The organism is Klebsiella indica (assembly GCF_005860775.1).
In the GTDB taxonomy this organism is placed as follows: domain Bacteria; phylum Pseudomonadota; class Gammaproteobacteria; order Enterobacterales; family Enterobacteriaceae; genus Klebsiella; species Klebsiella indica.
Genome location: NZ_VCHQ01000002.1, coordinates 170,081 through 187,119, shown reverse-complemented (window position 1 = coordinate 187,119; position 17,039 = coordinate 170,081). Strand labels below are relative to the sequence as shown.

Genomic DNA, 17,039 nt, shown 5'->3' with positions numbered 1-17,039 from the left:
AACTGAGCTGATACGGGCTGAAATATAAAGGATATAACTTTTTTATGACTTTCAGCCTCTGAAAAGCCACTGACGAATAACGGACTCACCGCATGGGGGTTGGGCGCATCAAGGAAACCTGGCGGGAACGCAGGCGCGCATCCAGGACTGGCCGCCAGGACGGCGGCCAGAGGGCGGGTCGAGACAGGGACAAAATTGCCGGGAGCAATTTTGAACAGCGCTTGCGCTGGCCCTGGAAGGGCGAGTCCCAGGGATGGGACGAGTAGCGTCGAGTCCCGCCCGGTCCGCCAGATGAAGCCGGAGTGGAGCGGACCGCGCAGCGGCAGGTTTTCAGCGCAATGCCGGGGGTGCAGGGGGACGGGCGAAACGTCCCCCTGCCCGTTCACACGCTGTGGATATAACGAATATCCGCGTATTTATAGTGAACGGAACAGGCCACTAAGCCAAACCAGGTGAAAACGAAAAATGCCATTTTCGCCAGAACCACCGATTGACAGAACCGCTCAGCCAGCCATAAATACAACTGACACCCCTTAACTGACCAGCATTACGCCCTCAAGCGCCCAATATTGTCAGTCTTATTGGCCACTTCAGGTGGCCATTTTTTTATTTCGCCAGACGCTTCTTACCGGCAAACAGCCATCCCGCGCCCAGCAGCACAAACCACAGCGGGGTCACCATCAGCGCTTCACGCGTATCCGCCTCCAGTGTCAGCAGCACCAGCACAAAGGCAAAGAAAGCCATACATACCCAGCACATCAGTTTGCCAAGCGGCATCTTATATTTGGATTGCTCATGCAACTGCGGACGCTTTCTGCGATAAGCCAGATATGAACACAGGATAATCGTCCAGACAAACATAAACAGGATCGCGGAAACCGTGGTAATCATGGTGAACGCGGCAATCACGCTTGGATTGACTATCAGCATCACCACACCGCCCAGCAGACACATACAGGAGAAAGTCAGGCCTTTCGCCGGTACCGCGCGCTTCGACAGTTTTGCGAACATTTTCGGCGCCTGCCCATCCTGCGCCAGACCGAACAGCATCCGGCTGGTAGAGAACACGCCGCTGTTGGCGGAAGAAGCGGCCGAGGTCAGCACCACGAAGTTAATCAGGCTCGCCGCCGCAGGCAGCCCCACCAGCACAAACAGCTCAACAAACGGGCTCTTTGACGGTACCACCGAACTCCACGGCGTCACTGACATAATAACGATCAGCGCGAAGACGTAGAACATAATAATCCGCAGCGGAATCGAGTTAATCGCCCGCGGCAGGGATTTCTCGGGATCTTTGGTTTCCGCCGCCGTGGTTCCCACCAGTTCGATACCGACGAAGGCAAAGACCGCTATCTGGAAGCCAGCAAAGAATCCGCTAATGCCTTTCGGGAACCAGCCGCCGTCATTCCACAGATGCGCGAAAGAGGCTTCCACGCCGGTCGGCGACTGGAAGTGCATTAGTACCATCACCAGGCCAACAACAATCAACGCCACAATGGCGACGATTTTGATCATCGCGAACCAGAACTCCATCTCGCCGAACATCTTCACCGTGGCGAGGTTAAGCACAAGCAGCAGCAGAATGACCGCCAGCGACGCGACCCAATCGGAAAGTCCGGGGAACCAGAACTGGGCGTAGGCGGTGATCGCCACCACGTCCGCCATTCCGGTCACAACCCAGCAGAACCAGTAAGTCCAGCCGGTGAAGTAGCCCGCCCACGGCCCCAGCAAATCGGCGGCAAAATCGCTGAATGACTTATATTCAAGATTCGACAGCAGCAATTCGCCCATGGCGCGCATAACGAAAAACAGCATGAAGCCGATTATCATATAAACAAAAATAATTGACGGCCCGGCGAGGCTAATGGTTTTGCCGGAGCCCATAAACAGTCCGGTGCCTATCGCGCCACCGATAGCAATAAGCTGAATATGCCGGTTCGTAAGATTTCGCCGCAACGCCTGTTCAGTCGGGGCCTGCTCGTCGGCAACGACTTTGACCTGATCTACCATGTGATTTTTTTCCTGTTGTACCTGTCTGTGTTGTGCGGGCTCTCTTGGCCCTTCATTCGTCATAACCCCGGAACGAGGTTTATCGATATTAGGTAAGAATCGGGGGGATGAATACTGTGATTCAGAGATAATGTTAATTTTATGTTGAAAGTGAGTGTTATATCACCCTGACCATGAAAAATAGCTCATAAAAATACACCCATTACGCGGATATGCAATATAAAACTCCAATATATTTCCAACTAAAGGGTTTTGCGCTATTTAACACGTCTTCTCTCCCCTCAAGGAGAGAAGACCACTGCTATTTAGATAATATCCAGCAGTTCCACTTCAAAAATCAGCGTGCTGAACGGAGGAATGGATGCACCCGCCCCGCGCTCGCCATAGGCCAGGTTATGCGGAATGGTCAGCTCCCATTTGGAACCTACCGGCATCAGGGTCAGCGCTTCAACCCAACCGCCAATAACCCCGGTAACCGGAAATTCAGCCGGTTCGCCGCGGGCGACTGAACTGTCGAAGACGGTACCGTCGATCAGTTTACCGGTATAATGGACACGAACGCGGTCAGTACGCGCCGGGATCGGCCCTTCACCCTGGGTCAAAACGCGGAACTGCAGACCGGATTCGGTGCTGTTCACGCCTTCGCGCTCGCGGTTTTCCTGCAGGTATTTCTCGCCATCTGCCGCCATTTCCTGGAAGCGTTCGCGACGCACTGCGTCAGCGCGTTCGTGGATCTCACGCAGCGCACGATGAACGGCTTCCACCGGCACCTGCGGCTGTTTACCTTCCAGCGCATCAGCGATACCAGCGACCAGCGCTTCCGGCAGCAGCCCCTGCAGGCCAGATTCGTTCAGCTGTTGTCCAACCTGCAAGCCGATACCGTAACTTGCCTGTGCTTCGATCGTGTCAAAAGTCGGGGTTGCCATCTTTGTTCCTTTTTACGAGGGGGAACTCATGCTCTACGGATTTCAAACCACGAAAAAGCCGTGAGCAGAGAAAAGAGGTGGGAAGCATATCAGCCATAGCACGGCGGGTAAAACTTTGTCACCAGGATGATGACAAATCTAAGGGAAACAGAAACAATAGAGATATCAGGTTAACCTCACGAAACATATCTTTGTCTCGTTCTTCAGGACGTTAGCCATCTATACTCTAGAAAGCAGGATAAAATATGCGGAGCAGGAGGAAAGCCATGCCCGGGCGCTTTGAACTGACATCTACCCTGGCGAAGATCTGGCACGCCCCGGATCACATTCGCATTATGGATCCGTTACCGCCCATGCACCGTCGGGGCATCATTGTCGGCGCCCTGCTGGTGATCATCGGTATTCTGCTCCCTTCTGAGGATAACGCTCCCTCGGTTCAGGCGAGCCACGAGGCGAGTCTCGATCTACAATCCCAGTCGCAGCTGCAATCTGCAAGCCATCGGGCTGTCCCCCTGCCGCCAATCACCAATACGCCATCGGTCAACGATGCCAATCAGGTTGCACCGGTCTCTCCGGAGCCGATTCAGGAAGAGCCGACAGAGCAAGCGCCACGACAGACCGCGTCTCAGCCCCATCATCAACCGCAATCGGCCCCCGGCATAGAGCAGCAGTGGCGGACTTACCGCATTGAGTCAGGCAAAACCCTCGCACAACTGTTCCGCGATCATAACCTGCCGCCGACTGACGTTTACGCGATGGCGCAGGTAGAAGGCCCGGACAAACCGCTAAGTTCCCTGCAAACCGGGCAGTCGGTACAGATTCGCCAGAACGCAAATGGCGTGGTCACCGGGCTGGCGATCGATACCGACAACGGTCAACAGGTGCTGTTTACCCGCCAGTCAAACGGCAGCTTTATTCGTGCGCGCTAACGCCGTATTAATGCATTTTCGCCGCCGGGTCAGTGACCGGGCCTGCCGTTACCCCTTACCAACGCGCCCCGGGAAATAGCCGCTACGCACGTTCAGATAAAAAAACCGGGCAAACGCAGAAAAGCAAAACGCCGGCACAAGGCCGGCGTCTCGACGCGAACTGAAAAATAAATTATTCAGCTACAACGTTAACAACCAGTTTAGCGAAAACTTCGCTGTGAACCTGGAAGTCGACTTCATGCTCACCGGTGGTGCGCAGAACGCCGTTCGGCAGACGAACTTCGCTCTTCGCAACAACAACGCCAGCTGCAGTAACAGCATCAGCGATGTCGCGGGTACCGATAGAACCGAACAGTTTACCTTCGTCGCCAGATTTAGACGCGATAGTAACGCTGCCCAGCGCGTTGATTGCTTCAGCGCGAGCGTTAGCAGCGCCCAGAACTTCTGCCAGTTTGGCTTCCAGTTCAGCACGGCGTGCTTCGAAGAACTCAACGTTTTTCTTGGTAGCCGGAACAGCTTTACCCTGCGGTACCAGGAAGTTACGAGCATAGCCCGCTTTAACGTTAACCTGATCACCCAGGCTACCCAGGTTTGCTACTTTATCAAGCAGAATAACTTGCATTACCTTATCCTCTCAAAGTCGTATTAATGGACCGTGACCGATTACTGATGACGATCAGTGTACGGCAGCAGGGACAGGTAGCGAGCGCGTTTGATGGCGCGTGCCAGCTGACGCTGATATTTTGCACGGGTACCGGTGATACGGCTCGGGACAATCTTACCGCTTTCGGTGATGTAGTTTTTCAGCGTAGCGATATCTTTATAGTCGATCTCTTGAACGCCTTCCGCGGTGAAACGGCAGAACTTGCGACGACGGAAATAACGTGCCATATGGCTAGTCTCCAGAATCTATCAATTCAATCTGCTCGGCATGCAGAACCATTTTACTCAGGCCGTTCTTTGCCTTGTGGCAAGAGATGAACCCTCGAACGGTTATGCGGCTGCCGACCGTTATACTGTGAGTAATGGCCTGGTTCTCGTGTCCGCTAACAATCACGGGCATCTGGCACCACGCCTGCCGGTGAAAACCGGCTTCCTCCTGCACTGAACGATGCTCAAGCACGAACTGGCAGTGTGGAATTCCTGACGGGCTGACCTTACGAAGTGGAGTCCTGCATACCATGCCGGACAGCTCCAGACGATTGGTCATCAGGATTACTCTTCAGAATCCCCAGCTTCAGAATCATCTGTGGTTTCGTTAGCGAAATCTTCGCGACGCTCACGGCGCTCGTCTTTCGCTTTAACCATCGGAGATGCTTCGGTAACGGCGTGCTTAGTACGCATTACCATGCTGCGGATAACGGCGTCGTTGAAGCGGAAGTTAGTTTCCAGCTCATCGATCACTTCCTGCGGCGCTTCAACGTTCAGCAGAACGTAGTGGGCTTTGTGCAGTTTGTTGATCGGATAAGCCAGCTGACGGCGGCCCCAGTCTTCCAGACGGTGGATCGTACCTTCTGCTGCAGTGATTGCACCAGTGTAACGTTCGATCATACCCGGAACCTGTTCGCTCTGGTCAGGATGGACCATAAAAACGATTTCGTAATGACGCATCGAATTGCTCCTTACGGATTATTCAGCCTCCTGTCTGGGTCAGCCGCGGCCCATGGAGGCAAGGAACGTGTTAAAGGGCGGCTGAAAAATTGACGCGTCATAATACGTGCGAGCGTGGATTAAGACAAGTGAATTGTGCAAACAATTCGCACTTAGCGCCAAACTCAGCGCCGCCAGTGATTTAAAATTAACCAACGACAGAAACGACATTTTTTTGAACAACTGCATCAAAAATGGTCGCGATACGCCAGACAGGCAGCGATTACACTTAGATCAGAAATATCCATAACCCAAAGGAACCCAGGTTAACGTCAGGACTGTCGTAAGGAGAGCAGATGATGAAATCCATCCTCATAACCCTAATGGCAGCGCTTTTGTTAAGCGCCAACGCGCAGGCTGCTATTAAAATCGACGCCCGCCAGGCCCGTAACATGGACGATGTGCAAAGCCTCGGCGTTATTTATATCAATCACAATATCGCTACTGAACAGGAAGCGGAGCAGGCGCTTAATCAACAGAGCGACGCTCAGGGCGCGAAGTATTTTCAGCCGATCCTGATTCATGAGCCAGGAAGCCACGGCCTGATTCACGCAAGCGCGGTCATTTACCGCTAATGCTTCGCCTCTCGACTTCGCTCTGTATAAGGGCGAAGCCGTAAGACGATGACGAACGATTTTTCCGCGTCTTTCACTTCTGTCCATAATAGGCGTTTGGCCCGTGTTTACGCATAAAATGTTTGTTCATCAGCCAGCTATCAATAGGCTTCAGTTGCGGATTAATACCGCAAGCAATCCACGCCATCCGCGCCACCTCTTCCATTACTACCGCGTTGTGCACTGCCTCGTGCGCATCCTTACCCCAGGCAAAAGGCCCGTGCTGGTACACCACAATGCCCGGCGTATGTAGCGGTTCTGCCTCGCCCAGGGTTTCGATAATCACCCTGCCGGTGTTCAGTTCGTAAGCCTCTTCAACTTCGCTGGCGCATAGTGCTCTGGTGCAGGGAATATCGCCAAAGAAGTAGTCCGCATGGGTCGTTCCCAGCGCGGGAATGGCCAGGCCCGCCTGCGCCCAGGCCGTCGCATGGGTCGAGTGAGTATGCACCACGCCGCCGAGGCCCGGATAGCGACGATATAACGCCAGATGCGTCGCGGTATCGGAAGAAGGGCGATATTCTCCTTCAACCACATTGCCATCCATATCCACAATGACCATATCATTCACTTTCATGCTCTCGTAGGCCACGCCGCTGGGCTTAATCGCCACCAGCCCGCGTTCACGATCAATGGCGCTGACGTTACCCCATGTAAAAGTCACCAGTCCGTAGCGCGGTAAATCCATATTGGCGTCAAAGACCTGCTGTTTGAGCGTCTGCATTATGCTACCTCCAGCAGGCCTGCGCTGACCATCCGCGCTTTCACCCAATCGCGCGCTTTCACCACCTCCGCCGCCGGATCGTCAGTGGTTTCACTCCACATTTCGATCAGCCAAGGGCCACAGTAGCCGCACTGCTTGAGCGTCGTAAAACAGCGCTCAAAATCCACTATCCCTTCGCCGAACGGCACGTTTTTAAACACGCCGGGTTTCGTGTCTTTAACATGCACCGCCACGATATGCCCCATCCCGGCCTGAAGCTCCATCTGCACGTCGTTATCCCACGCAGAGAGATTGCCGATATCCGGGTAGATCTGGAACCATGGATTATTCAGATAGTGGGCGTAGCCCAGCGCCTTGCTGATGGAATTCATCAGCGGATAATCCATAATCTCCATCGCCAGCGTCACCTGCGCGCGGCTCGCCATCCTGACACTCTCTTGCAATCCATCACGGAAACGACAGTGCGTCTCGTTGTTGGCTTCCTGATAGTAAACGTCATAACCGGCAAGCTGGATGACGCGGATACCCACATCCTGGGCCAGTTGGATGGCTTTACGCATAATGTCCAGCCCCTGTGCCCGCACTACGTCATCTTCGCTACCGAGCGGAAAACGTCGATGAGCGCTCAGGCACATAGAAGGGACGCGAATCCCGGTTTCCGCAATCGCGCTGACCAGCGCCAGGCGTTGTTCCCGGTTCCAGTCGAGCCGCGCCAGGCGAGCGTCGGTTTCATCTACCGACATTTCGACGAAGTCAAAACCTAATTCTTTCGCCAGCCGCAGGCGCTCCAGCCAGCACTCCCCGGCGGGGAGCGCTTTTTCATAAATGCCGAGCGGAACTTTTTTCGACAGCATATCCGCTCCTTAGCCCCAAATCTGGGCAATGGAACGTTTAAACTGCCGTGCAGCTTCGACCGGAGAAGCCGCGTCGCGAATACTGCGGCCGGCGATAAAGACGTGAATCGGAATCCCCTGGAACAGCGGCAAATCGTCCAGTGCCAGACCACCGGTTACGGTGACTTTAAATCCCATCTCAGACAGGCGTTTGATCGCGCTGATATCCGCTTCGCCCCACGCTACGCCTGCGGCCTGCGCATCGCGGCTACGGTGATAAACCACCTGCTGAATACCCGCGTCGCGCCACGCCTGCGCCTGCTCCCAGGTCCAGTAGCCGGTCAGTTCGATCTGGACATCGCCGTCAAACGCTTTCGCCACATCCAGCGCACCTTTAGCAGTGTTGATATCGGCACAGCAGATCACCGTCACCCAGTCGGCGTTGGCTTCGAAGCACATACGGGAGAGGATTTTACCGGCATCGGCAATTTTGGCGTCCGCCAGCACGATTTTATGCGGATACAGCGCCTTCAGGTCGCGCACGGCGCGCACGCCCTCGGCGACGCAAAGGATGGTTCCGACTTCGATAATATCGACTTCTTCGGCAATCAGACGCGTCGTTTCATACGCAGAGGACATGGTTTGATTATCCAGCGCAACCTGTAACATAGGTAATGACATATGATGTTCCTTTTAAACAGCCGCCGCATTGGCGTTATCGATTAAATCAAGAACGTCCTGCTCAGTGCGGCAGGCGCGTAAACGGTCGAAATTCGCTTCGTCTTCAAACAGGTTAACGATCTGCATGATGCCCACTTCCTGGTGGGTAGTGGCATCGACGGCCGCCATAGTGATCAGAATATCGACCGGATCGTTATCCTCATGATTGAAAATCAGCGGCGTTTTTAAGGTCACCAGCGCAAAGCCGGTTTTCTTGACGCCCTCTTCCGGACGCCCGTGGGGCATCGCCAGACCGGGTGCAATCACAAAATAAGGGCCATGTTGAGCAACGCCATCCAGAATGGCCTGGTAGTAGCGCGGCTCGACCACATCGGCTTTAACCAGTAAATCAACGCCCAGCTTTACCGCTTCCTGCCATGTGCTGGCATCGGCCTGTAAAAGGATGGAATTATTCTCCACAAGAGAATCACGTAATTTCATTTGCCATCCTTACTTCATATCCTGCGGAAAATGCGCTTTGATCACTTCCAGCAGTTTCGGGCCAAAATCCGCAGGCGACAGCATATTGCGTACGCCAACCACATATTTATTGCCGGAAACGCTAATCTCACCGGCGATATGGGTGGAGGCGATGATGATATCCGCGCCGCTTAATTCGCTTTTATATTCACCCACCGCGCAACTGTTCACCGTGTGATCGATATTTGACTGGGTCAAAAACTGGTCCACTTTCATCTTCATGATCATGGAACTCCCTTGCCCGTTGCCACATACAGCCAGAATACGTACGGTCATCGTCAGAACTCCTTATTGGGCAGAAGAATCTGCCAGTTGTTTTTCCGCGTCCTCTTCAGCACGCAGCGAGCGCCCTGCAAAGAACATATAAGCCAGCGCAATAATGATCATGACGACCATAAACGCGATGCCGACAGAGGCAAAACCCTGCATCATCGGCGGCGCCAGAATCGACCAGTCCGCCATCCCCATCCAGGCGCTCATGCCGGTAAGCTTGACCGCCCAGACGCAGCCAAAGATTTCAATCATCCCCATCACCAGACAAATCTTCAGCGCCGCACGCCAGCCGCCGAAGTGATTAGCGAAGACTCCGATGGTCGCGTTAGAGAAGAACATCGGGATAAAGCCCGGGATAATCAGAATGGAAGAGCCACAACCCACCAGAATACCGACAGCGATCAGCTGGCCGATGGTCCCCCACATAAAACCCCAGACGACGGCGTTTGGCGCGAAGCTATAAATCGCCGCGCAGTCAATCGCCAGAACGGCGCCTGGGATCAAGCGCTGGGAGATGCCATTAAACGCTTCGGAGAGTTCAGCAACGAACATACGAACGCCCTGGGTGATGATGAAAATAGCCACAGCAAATGAAAAACCGGTTTGCAGGATATAGATCGTCCAGTGGGTTTTCCCCGCCATCGCCTGTACGGTATTGATACCGAAAGAGAGGAGAATCGCGCCGAAGAAAACGGTCATCACAATCGCCGTTGAGACGATATTGTCATGGAAGATATGCAGCCAGCCCGGCAGTTTAAGATCTTCAACGCTCTCTTCTTTTTTCCCCAGATACGGCGCAACCTTATAAGCAATCCATGACGCGAACTGTTGCTGGTGACCAATGGAGAAACCGCAGCCGTCGGTCACATCCTGGGTTGGCTTATACATCATATTGGAAGTGATCCCCCAGTAGAGCGACACCAGCACCGCGGTGCAGATAATGGTGGTCCACATTGGGTAACCGAAGATATAGAAAAAAACGGCAATCAGCCCGGCCTGCTGGAACATGATGTGCCCGGTCAGCATGATGGTACGGATACCAGTAATACGCCGCAGCAGGACATAGCAGATGTTCAGCGCCAGCGCCAACAGCACCGCATAGCCGACCCAACTGTATGCATTCCCCATCCGCTCAATCGTCGCCATCATCGAAGCGTAAGTATCAGAGATAGCGCCGTTAATACCGTAGACCTCGGACATTTTCGCCACCACGGGTTTAAAGGTGCTGGTCAGAATGCCGGACCCCGCCTGCAACAACATGAAGCCGATGATGGTTTTAATCGTGCCTTTAACAATAACGCCTGCGTTTTTACGCAACAGGATATAGCCCAGGCAGGTCACAATCCCCAACAGCAGCGGGGCGTTGGTCATGACCTGATTAAAGAAAACGGTAAAGATGTTGTAGAGAATCTCCATAACACACTCCAGAAGGTGGACGCGCTGAACTCAGGCTACGCCCAGGATTTGTTGTTGCAAACACTCTAATAATCAAAAATAATCACAACAAGATTATATTTGATTAAATGTGACGCACACCGCAAATAATCATTTAATCTGTTGTTGTAGTAATTCTCATTTAACAAAAATAAAAAATAATCAATTAAAATCAATTAAATAAAATTTAATGCGTATCATAAAGTAAGCCTGTTCCACCGTCTAACCCTCCATCACTGTCCTGTAAAGGACAAAACTCAGGATTGCATTCCTGAATAAATGATGACAGTATTTGTCAAAACAAATCATTAAATGATTACTTATGATAACCATTGAGGGAAAAATCAATGAGTAAAGTACAAACCATCACCCGCGAATCATGGATTCTGAACACGTTTCCGGAATGGGGTAGCTGGCTAAATGAAGAGATTGAACAAGAGCAGGTTGCACCGGGTACTTTTGCCATGTGGTGGCTGGGTTGTACGGGCATCTGGCTGAAATCGGCGGGCGGAGCCAATATCTGCGTCGATTTCTGGTGCGGTACCGGCAAGCAAAGCCACGGTAATCCGCTGATGAAAACGGGCCATCAGATGCAGCGCATGGCGGGTGTCAAGAAGCTCCAGCCCAACCTGCGTACCACGCCGTTTGTTCTGGATCCATTCGCCATTCGCCAGATTGATGCCGTACTGGCCACCCACGATCATAACGATCATATCGATGTAAACGTTGCGGCCGCCGTGATGCAGAACTGCGCCGATAACGTACCGTTTATCGGGCCGCAAACCTGCGTCGATCTGTGGATTGGCTGGGGCGTACCGGAAGCGCGCTGCATCGTAGTGAAACCGGGCGATGTAGTGAAAGTGAAAGACGTGGCGATCCATGCCCTTGATGCTTTTGACCGTACTGCGTTGATTACTTTACCGGTCGATCAAAAAGCGGCGGGCATACTGCCGGATGGCATGGATCGGCGCGCGGTGAACTATCTGTTTAAAACATCGGGCGGCAACCTGTATCACAGCGGTGATTCCCACTACTCCAACTACTATGCGAAGCACGGTAATGAGCACCAGATCGATGTGGCGTTAGGTTCTTATGGCGAGAACCCGCGTGGTATTACCGACAAAATGACCAGCGCTGATATTCTGCGTATGGCGGAGTCGCTGAATACCAAAGTCGTGATCCCGTTCCATCACGATATCTGGTCAAACTTCCAGGCGGACCCGCAGGAAATCCGCGTGTTGTGGGAGATGAAGAAAGATCGGCTGAAGTACGGCTTTAAGCCTTTCATCTGGCAGGTTGGCGGGAAGTTCACCTGGCCGCTGGATAAAGACAACTTCGAATACCACTATCCACGGGGATTCGACGACTGCTTCACCATGGAACCGGACCTGCCCTTCAAGTCCTTCCTGTAAGCCTTCTTCGGCGAGCGATTAACGATTAGCGCTCGCCGGAAATTATTCCGTCGGCATTAGTATTTTCACCTGATTTCAAATATCATCTTTGCTTATCACTTTTAATCGGATTTGCTCATGACGGAAGCGCAAAGACATCAAATTTTACTGGATTTGCTGGCACAAACGGGATTTGTCACCGTGGAGCAGGTGATTTCCCGGCTGGGAATTTCTCCGGCGACGGCGCGTCGCGATATCAATAAACTCGATGACAGCGGCAAACTGAAAAAAGTCCGCAATGGCGCGGAAGCAATTAGCGAACAGCGTCCGCGCTGGTCGCCAATGAATATTCATCAGGCGCAAAACCATGACGAAAAAGTACGCATCGCCCACGCGGCTTCGCAACTGGTCAACCCTGGTGAAAGCATCGTCATCAACTGCGGGTCGACCGCTTTTCTGCTTGGTCAGGAACTGTGCGGTAAACCGGTGCAGATCATCACTAACTATCTGCCGCTGGCTAATTACCTGATCGATCAGGAACACGACAGCGTTATCATTATGGGCGGTCAGTATAACCGCAGCCACTCCATCACCCTGAGCCCACAGGGCAGTGAAAACAGCCTGTATGCCGGGCACTGGATGTTCACCAGCGGCAAAGGACTGACTGCCGAAGGGCTCTATAAAACCGATATGCTCACGGCGATGGCGGAGCAGAAGATGCTTAACGTCGTCGGTAAACTCGCTGTGCTGGTCGATAGCAGTAAAGTCGGGGAACGCGCCGGAATGCTGTTCAGCCAGGCCGGGCAAATCGACCTGGTGATTACGGGAAAACAGGCCAATGAAGCGATCCTCAGACAGCTTGAGGATCAGGGCGTCAAGGTCATTCGCGTTTAAAGATGACGCTGGAAAAATGCCACCGTCGCCGCTAACGCTTCAGGCGTAATGCGGTGACGGACGCCTTTCTGCCAGATGCAGGTCAAATTGTCGGCCAGATCGTTTTGCTGCAACGCCTGCTGAAGACGGAGCGTCTCGTCCGGCGGCACAACATCATCTTCATCGCCGTGCCAGAGCAGCAGCGGCCGACTGGCAAGCGTCGCCAGTTGCTGGCTGACGTCCCACTCCGCCAGTTGTTCTGCACGCAGTGAAGGTGAAGGGAAAAGCGCCTGTGAGAGTGAGCTGAAATAGCCAGACCCCATCAGGCAGGCCACGCATTTCAGCTCCGGATGATGCGTCATCACGCCCAGGGCCGTCATGCCGCCCATTGACGCTCCGGCAACTGCCAGCCTGTCGTCGGCAAGCCATCCCTGAGCGCGAATCGCCTCCTGCAATGCCGGGAATTCGACAAAATTCTGCATCAGGATCGGCCAGAAGCGCTGCATTCGCCCTTGCGCGTCCCCTTGATAGCGTGCACCGTGTTCCGCCGCATCAGGCATAATAACCCGAAACCCGGCCTCCGCCAGCGCAACGGCAAAATAGCTATAGACCAGCTTAGAAGAGGTAAAGCCGTGATAAAATACGATACACGGCAATGGTGTATCCGCTGCGTTCTGCGGGTATGCGTGGAGAACATCCCCACCCGCAAGGTCACGCATTTCTAGTGCAATCATTTACCGTCTCCCTTCTCTATAGTGATGTTTTGTTATTACTCAAGTAACTTGTTCGCACATAGCGCATAATCTTGAGAAGCAGATTACGCTTTCACGATATTTTCATTCGAAAATCGCGTACCGGATAACACTTCGGGAACATTCCCCGAAAATGACATTAAGGCTACCACTACACTATGACTATCAGGAAACGAGATAGGGTTATGCGTAGGTTTACACCGTGGTTACTGGCTATCGCCTTAACTGGCTGTAGCGCCCTGCAAGGGACGCCAGAAGCGCCGCCGCCAGCAACCGACCATCCGCAAGAGATCCCGCGTAACCAGACGAAGGGTCTGCAGAAGATGGGGACGGTGAGCGTATTACTGTACGGCTCGCCGATGGATGTAGAAGCTGCGCTAAAGGCCAAAGCAGAGGCCGCTAAAGCGGAATACTATGTCATCATCATGATTGATGACACCCAGGTTCCCGGTCAGTGGTATTCGCAGGCAATTTTATACCGAAAATCGCGGTAATCTTTAAGCCAGCTTTACTTTGCTTTGCATCCATTCACATTCTCCTGTGCATAATACTGTTCAGCCAGCGGTAATTCTGGCGGGACGCCAGTAACGGAATGCCCTCAGGACGATGTGGAATGGAGCTGACGATGAAAAGAACCTTTACCCTACCCGGTATGATGCTGGCCCCCGTCACCGCCAATACCTCTGCTCAGCCAGCAGAATTGGCCAGCGCCGATTGCGTAACGGGCCTGAATGAAATTGGTCTGATTTGCGTTAACAACATCTCCGGTAGTCAACAGGATGTGGAACACGCTATCGCTGTGCAGGCCGATGAGCATGGCGCATCCTGGTATCGTATTGTTCAGATGTACGAAGATCAGCAACCAGATAACTGGCGGGTACAGGCCATTCTCTACGCCTGAGGCGCCTGGCGACCACGTCCCATTGCCCGTAATAATAAATCGTCCAGCGTCTGCGCATCCAGGCGCATACCACCGCGCGTGTCGAGCATCATACGGCACCATGACTCAGCCAACGGTGGCGAAGCGAAGCGCAATACCTGCGCGCCAACCCCAAGCAGATAAACCAGCCGGGTAATCTCTCGCCCCTGCTCTTCCAGAGGCCGCCGTAGCCTTTGTTGCAACTGCCGCCAGGTGCGATCGAAATGGCGATTCTGTCCTTTCACCTCCGCACATTCCGCCGCCAGAAGCTCCAGCGCCTGGGGTTGCTTGATGAGAACGCGCATCACATCAAGACACATAATATTGCCCGACCCTTCCCAGATACTGTTTACCGGCATTTCACGATATAAACGCGGTAATTCGCTCTCTTCGCAGTAGCCTGCGCCCCCCACAACCTCCATCGCCTCGGCGACAAACGACATCCCGGATTTGCAGATAGCAAACTTCGCCGCTGGCGTGAACAGCCTTGCCCACAGTGCCTCCTGCACATCGGTACGCCTGTCCCAGGCGCGCGCAAGACGGAACAAAAAGGCCGTTTGCCCTTCGAGTTGCAATGCCATCTGGCCTAGTACCTGACGCATCATCGGCTGATCGGCCAGATTTTTACCAAACGCCTGACGGCGCATAGCGTGATAGAGCGCCACCGAATAGGCCCGGCGCATCAGCGCGTGGCTACCCAGGGCACAATCAAAGCGAGTCAGCCCCCCCATTTTGAGGATTTGCCGAACGCCATCGCCCTCTTCGCCTACCAGCCAACCGCAGGCGTCGAAGAATTCAACTTCGCTACTGGCGTTTGACCGGTTACCCAGCTTCTCTTTCAGCCTTTCCAGGCGAACACCGTTGCGCTGGCCGTCCGGCAGCAGGCGCGGGACAAAAAAGCAGGATAACCCGGCCGACGTCTGCGCCAGCACCAGATGGGCATCACTTTGCGGGACCGAAAAAAACCACTTATGCCCGACAAGATGATAAAAACCTTCGGCGGTTTTCTCCGCTCGCGTGGTATTGCTCAGAACATCAGACCCACCCTGCTTTTCGGTCATGCCCATGCCAATAAGTAGCCCGCGCTTCTGGCTGCCCGGCACCAGATGAGAATCATAGCGATCGCTTAACAAGGGGGATAACCAGTCGCTAAATAGCCTGGGTAATGAACGCTGTAGCAGCGGGATCGCGGCAAAAGTCATCGTGATGGGGCATAAGGTCCCCGCCTCTACCTGGGCATGCAGCATAAAGCGGGCGGCCCGAGCGACAAAAGCGCCTTCACGCACCTCTTCCTGCCAGGCGAGATTATGTACCCGGTTTGAGCACAATCCCTGCATCAGCAGGTGCCACGCAGGATGAAAACGCACATCGTCAAGGCGCGAGCCCGTCGCATCGTAGCGCAGCAGTTCCGGCGGGTTGCTGTTGGCCAGGCGACCCAGTTCCAGTGATTCTGCCGTCCCCAGCTGTTGGCCAATGCTCGTCAGAAGATCGCCATCCCAGCCCGCGCCTTCACGCACTACGGCTTCACGCAGAGCGCTATCGGACAAGAATAAGTTACTGTTACACAGCGGCGTAGGTTGGTTGAATACCGTATGAGTTTGCCAGTGCATGGTGTTTCCCTCCTTCAATGGCGTCGCCATTAAGTATGGTCACCGGGAACAAACCACGCCCGCGAAAGCAGTCACAAAAAAACCATCCCGAAGGATGGTTTGGGGCTTTTGGTTTTATAGCGGCTTTAATTAGCTGCGCTGGCGTACCGCTTCAAACAGGCAAATCCCGGTGGCGACAGATACATTCAGCGACGAAACGCTACCGGCCATGGGAATACTGATTAATTCATCGCAGTGCTCGCGGGTCAGGCGACGCATACCTTCGCCTTCCGCCCCCATCACCAGCGCCAGCGAGCCGGTCATTTTGCTCTGGAACAGCGTATGGTCGGCCTCGCCGGCGGTGCCGACGATCCAGACGTTCTCTTCCTGCAGCAGACGCATGGTGCGCGCCAGGTTGGTAACGCGGATCAACGGAACATTTTCCGCCGCCCCGCAGGCCACTTTTTTCGCCGTAGCATTCAGCTGCGCGGAGCGATCTTTCGGCACAATCACCGCATGCACGCCAGCGGCATCGGCGCTCCGCAAACAGGCGCCAAGATTGTGCGGATCGGTCACGCCGTCGAGGATCAAAAAGAACGGCTGATCGAGAGAGGCGATCAGATCCGGCAGATCGTTCTCCTGGTACTGACGCCCGGGCTTCACGCGGGCAATAATTCCCTGATGAACGGCACCCTCGCTTTTCTCATCAAGGAACTGACGGCTGGCGACCTGAATCACCACCCCCTGTGCTTCCAGGGCATGGATCAGCGGCAGAAGGCGCTTATCCTCGCGGCCTTTCAGAATAAAAACCTCCTGAAAGCGCTCAGGAGCGCGTTCCAGCAGTGCCTGCACCGCGTGGATGCCGTAAATCATTTCACTCATTTATCTACTCGTTTTAATTTCTGTTATCAGCTCCCTTTCTCCG

General features: G+C 53.8%; 21 protein-coding genes. 6 read left to right on the top strand and 15 right to left on the bottom strand.

Translation table 11 applies throughout. The features are described from left to right. Positions 1-606 precede the first annotated feature (606 nt). Together cycA and fklB are read right to left on the bottom strand one after the other, a co-directional pair. Positions 607-2,010: a D-serine/D-alanine/glycine transporter gene (gene cycA / locus FE839_RS02085; protein WP_138358642.1), complete on the bottom strand. Its 1,404-nt coding sequence runs from the start codon at positions 2,008-2,010 to the stop codon at positions 607-609. A gap of 305 nt (positions 2,011-2,315) precedes the next feature. Further along, a complete protein-coding gene (gene fklB / locus FE839_RS02080) occupies positions 2,316-2,936 on the bottom strand; it encodes a BamJ family beta-barrel-assembly machinery protein (protein WP_138358640.1) in 621 nt (206 codons plus the stop codon). Between the two features lie 266 nt (positions 2,937-3,202). On the opposite strand from fklB, the gene FE839_RS02070 reads away from it, so the two are divergent. Next, entirely contained in the window at positions 3,203-3,865 is a 663-nt protein-coding gene (locus tag FE839_RS02070) for a LysM-like peptidoglycan-binding domain-containing protein (RefSeq protein WP_138358638.1), read from the top strand. Between the two features lie 172 nt (positions 3,866-4,037). Here FE839_RS02070 and rplI read toward each other — a convergent pair whose 3' ends face one another. From rplI to rpsF, 4 genes are read right to left on the bottom strand one after another with little or no spacing between them, the layout of a single operon-like run. Then, positions 4,038-4,487 carry a 50S ribosomal protein L9 gene (gene rplI, locus FE839_RS02065; protein ID WP_138358636.1) on the bottom strand — a complete coding sequence of 150 codons (450 nt, stop codon included), beginning with the start codon at positions 4,485-4,487 and terminating at the stop codon, positions 4,038-4,040. Between the two features lie 41 nt (positions 4,488-4,528). Next, complete coding sequence (gene rpsR / locus FE839_RS02060; protein WP_000135199.1) at positions 4,529-4,756, bottom strand: 30S ribosomal protein S18; 228 nt, start codon at positions 4,754-4,756, stop codon at positions 4,529-4,531. Between the two features lie 4 nt (positions 4,757-4,760). Next, positions 4,761-5,075, bottom strand: a complete 315-nt coding sequence (gene priB / locus FE839_RS02055; protein ID WP_138358634.1) for a primosomal replication protein N — start codon at positions 5,073-5,075, stop codon at positions 4,761-4,763. Between the two features lie 5 nt (positions 5,076-5,080). Continuing rightward, positions 5,081-5,476, bottom strand: coding sequence for a 30S ribosomal protein S6 (gene rpsF, locus FE839_RS02050; RefSeq protein ID WP_138358632.1), 396 nt, complete (start codon positions 5,474-5,476; stop codon positions 5,081-5,083). A gap of 338 nt (positions 5,477-5,814) precedes the next feature. Here rpsF and FE839_RS02045 point away from each other — a divergent pair, with 338 nt between their 5' ends. Next, positions 5,815-6,090, top strand: a complete 276-nt coding sequence (locus tag FE839_RS02045) for a YdgH/BhsA/McbA family protein (protein ID WP_138358657.1) — start codon at positions 5,815-5,817, stop codon at positions 6,088-6,090. 73 nt (positions 6,091-6,163) lie between these two features. On the opposite strand, the gene FE839_RS02040 is transcribed toward FE839_RS02045, so the two are convergent. The 6 genes from FE839_RS02040 to ulaA are packed head-to-tail and all read right to left on the bottom strand — an operon-like array spanning position 6,164 to position 10,572. Continuing rightward, positions 6,164-6,850: an L-ribulose-5-phosphate 4-epimerase gene (locus FE839_RS02040; protein WP_138358630.1), complete on the bottom strand. Its 687-nt coding sequence runs from the start codon at positions 6,848-6,850 to the stop codon at positions 6,164-6,166. Beyond that, entirely contained in the window at positions 6,850-7,704 is an 855-nt protein-coding gene (locus FE839_RS02035; RefSeq protein WP_138358628.1) for an L-ribulose-5-phosphate 3-epimerase, read from the bottom strand. Before FE839_RS02035 ends, FE839_RS02040 begins: the two co-directional genes overlap by 1 nt. 9 nt (positions 7,705-7,713) lie before the next feature. Next, positions 7,714-8,364: a 3-keto-L-gulonate-6-phosphate decarboxylase UlaD gene (gene ulaD, locus FE839_RS02030; protein WP_138358626.1), complete on the bottom strand. Its 651-nt coding sequence runs from the start codon at positions 8,362-8,364 to the stop codon at positions 7,714-7,716. 12 nt (positions 8,365-8,376) lie between these two features. Next, positions 8,377-8,844, bottom strand: a complete 468-nt coding sequence (gene ulaC, locus FE839_RS02025; protein WP_138358624.1) for a PTS ascorbate transporter subunit IIA — start codon at positions 8,842-8,844, stop codon at positions 8,377-8,379. A 9-nt stretch (positions 8,845-8,853) separates the two neighbouring features. Then, entirely contained in the window at positions 8,854-9,159 is a 306-nt protein-coding gene (gene ulaB / locus FE839_RS02020) for a PTS ascorbate transporter subunit IIB (RefSeq protein WP_138358622.1), read from the bottom strand. A gap of 12 nt (positions 9,160-9,171) precedes the next feature. Continuing rightward, the gene (gene ulaA / locus FE839_RS02015) at positions 9,172-10,572 is read right to left on the bottom strand and encodes a PTS ascorbate transporter subunit IIC (protein WP_138358620.1); all 1,401 of its coding nucleotides are present in this window, start codon (positions 10,570-10,572) and stop codon (positions 9,172-9,174) included. A 365-nt stretch (positions 10,573-10,937) separates the two neighbouring features. Here ulaA and ulaG point away from each other — a divergent pair, with 365 nt between their 5' ends. Further along, positions 10,938-12,002 carry an L-ascorbate 6-phosphate lactonase gene (gene ulaG / locus FE839_RS02010; protein ID WP_138358618.1) on the top strand — a complete coding sequence of 355 codons (1,065 nt, stop codon included), beginning with the start codon at positions 10,938-10,940 and terminating at the stop codon, positions 12,000-12,002. Between the two features lie 117 nt (positions 12,003-12,119). Continuing rightward, the gene (ulaR, locus tag FE839_RS02005; protein ID WP_138358616.1) at positions 12,120-12,875 is read left to right on the top strand and encodes an HTH-type transcriptional regulator UlaR; all 756 of its coding nucleotides are present in this window, start codon (positions 12,120-12,122) and stop codon (positions 12,873-12,875) included. On the opposite strand, the gene yjfP is transcribed toward ulaR, so the two are convergent. Beyond that, complete coding sequence (yjfP, locus tag FE839_RS02000) at positions 12,872-13,588, bottom strand: esterase (RefSeq protein WP_138358614.1); 717 nt, start codon at positions 13,586-13,588, stop codon at positions 12,872-12,874. The two genes, ulaR and yjfP, sit on opposite strands and share 4 nt — an antisense overlap. 176 nt (positions 13,589-13,764) lie before the next feature. Here yjfP and bsmA point away from each other — a divergent pair, with 176 nt between their 5' ends. Continuing rightward, complete coding sequence (gene bsmA, locus FE839_RS01995; protein ID WP_138358612.1) at positions 13,765-14,100, top strand: biofilm peroxide resistance protein BsmA; 336 nt, start codon at positions 13,765-13,767, stop codon at positions 14,098-14,100. 131 nt (positions 14,101-14,231) lie between these two features. After that, complete coding sequence (locus tag FE839_RS01990) at positions 14,232-14,507, top strand: YdgH/BhsA/McbA family protein (protein WP_171034802.1); 276 nt, start codon at positions 14,232-14,234, stop codon at positions 14,505-14,507. Here the strand turns inward: FE839_RS01990 and FE839_RS01985 are convergent. Together FE839_RS01985 and rlmB are read right to left on the bottom strand one after the other, a co-directional pair. Next, positions 14,498-16,135 carry an isovaleryl-CoA dehydrogenase gene (locus tag FE839_RS01985; protein ID WP_138358608.1) on the bottom strand — a complete coding sequence of 546 codons (1,638 nt, stop codon included), beginning with the start codon at positions 16,133-16,135 and terminating at the stop codon, positions 14,498-14,500. The two genes, FE839_RS01990 and FE839_RS01985, sit on opposite strands and share 10 nt — an antisense overlap. Before the next feature lie 129 nt (positions 16,136-16,264). After that, the gene (gene rlmB, locus FE839_RS01980; RefSeq protein WP_138358606.1) at positions 16,265-16,996 is read right to left on the bottom strand and encodes a 23S rRNA (guanosine(2251)-2'-O)-methyltransferase RlmB; all 732 of its coding nucleotides are present in this window, start codon (positions 16,994-16,996) and stop codon (positions 16,265-16,267) included. Positions 16,997-17,039 lie beyond the last annotated feature (43 nt).

What these genes read in the sequence shown, in the direction of transcription:
- cycA (WP_138358642.1), bottom strand. Translation starts at nt 2,010, where the DNA reads ATGGTAGATCAGGTCAAAGTCGTTGCCGACGAGCAGGCCCCGACTGAA.
- fklB (WP_138358640.1), bottom strand. Translation starts at nt 2,936, where the DNA reads ATGGCAACCCCGACTTTTGACACGATCGAAGCACAGGCAAGTTACGGT.
- FE839_RS02070 (WP_138358638.1), top strand. Translation starts at nt 3,203, where the DNA reads ATGCCCGGGCGCTTTGAACTGACATCTACCCTGGCGAAGATCTGGCAC.
- rplI (WP_138358636.1), bottom strand. Translation starts at nt 4,487, where the DNA reads ATGCAAGTTATTCTGCTTGATAAAGTAGCAAACCTGGGTAGCCTGGGT.
- rpsR (WP_000135199.1), bottom strand. Translation starts at nt 4,756, where the DNA reads ATGGCACGTTATTTCCGTCGTCGCAAGTTCTGCCGTTTCACCGCGGAA.
- priB (WP_138358634.1), bottom strand. Translation starts at nt 5,075, where the DNA reads ATGACCAATCGTCTGGAGCTGTCCGGCATGGTATGCAGGACTCCACTT.
- rpsF (WP_138358632.1), bottom strand. Translation starts at nt 5,476, where the DNA reads ATGCGTCATTACGAAATCGTTTTTATGGTCCATCCTGACCAGAGCGAA.
- FE839_RS02045 (WP_138358657.1), top strand. Translation starts at nt 5,815, where the DNA reads ATGAAATCCATCCTCATAACCCTAATGGCAGCGCTTTTGTTAAGCGCC.
- FE839_RS02040 (WP_138358630.1), bottom strand. Translation starts at nt 6,850, where the DNA reads ATGCAGACGCTCAAACAGCAGGTCTTTGACGCCAATATGGATTTACCG.
- FE839_RS02035 (WP_138358628.1), bottom strand. Translation starts at nt 7,704, where the DNA reads ATGCTGTCGAAAAAAGTTCCGCTCGGCATTTATGAAAAAGCGCTCCCC.
- ulaD (WP_138358626.1), bottom strand. Translation starts at nt 8,364, where the DNA reads ATGTCATTACCTATGTTACAGGTTGCGCTGGATAATCAAACCATGTCC.
- ulaC (WP_138358624.1), bottom strand. Translation starts at nt 8,844, where the DNA reads ATGAAATTACGTGATTCTCTTGTGGAGAATAATTCCATCCTTTTACAG.
- ulaB (WP_138358622.1), bottom strand. Translation starts at nt 9,159, where the DNA reads ATGACCGTACGTATTCTGGCTGTATGTGGCAACGGGCAAGGGAGTTCC.
- ulaA (WP_138358620.1), bottom strand. Translation starts at nt 10,572, where the DNA reads ATGGAGATTCTCTACAACATCTTTACCGTTTTCTTTAATCAGGTCATG.
- ulaG (WP_138358618.1), top strand. Translation starts at nt 10,938, where the DNA reads ATGAGTAAAGTACAAACCATCACCCGCGAATCATGGATTCTGAACACG.
- ulaR (WP_138358616.1), top strand. Translation starts at nt 12,120, where the DNA reads ATGACGGAAGCGCAAAGACATCAAATTTTACTGGATTTGCTGGCACAA.
- yjfP (WP_138358614.1), bottom strand. Translation starts at nt 13,588, where the DNA reads ATGATTGCACTAGAAATGCGTGACCTTGCGGGTGGGGATGTTCTCCAC.
- bsmA (WP_138358612.1), top strand. Translation starts at nt 13,765, where the DNA reads ATGACTATCAGGAAACGAGATAGGGTTATGCGTAGGTTTACACCGTGG.
- FE839_RS01990 (WP_171034802.1), top strand. Translation starts at nt 14,232, where the DNA reads ATGAAAAGAACCTTTACCCTACCCGGTATGATGCTGGCCCCCGTCACC.
- FE839_RS01985 (WP_138358608.1), bottom strand. Translation starts at nt 16,135, where the DNA reads ATGCACTGGCAAACTCATACGGTATTCAACCAACCTACGCCGCTGTGT.
- rlmB (WP_138358606.1), bottom strand. Translation starts at nt 16,996, where the DNA reads ATGAGTGAAATGATTTACGGCATCCACGCGGTGCAGGCACTGCTGGAA.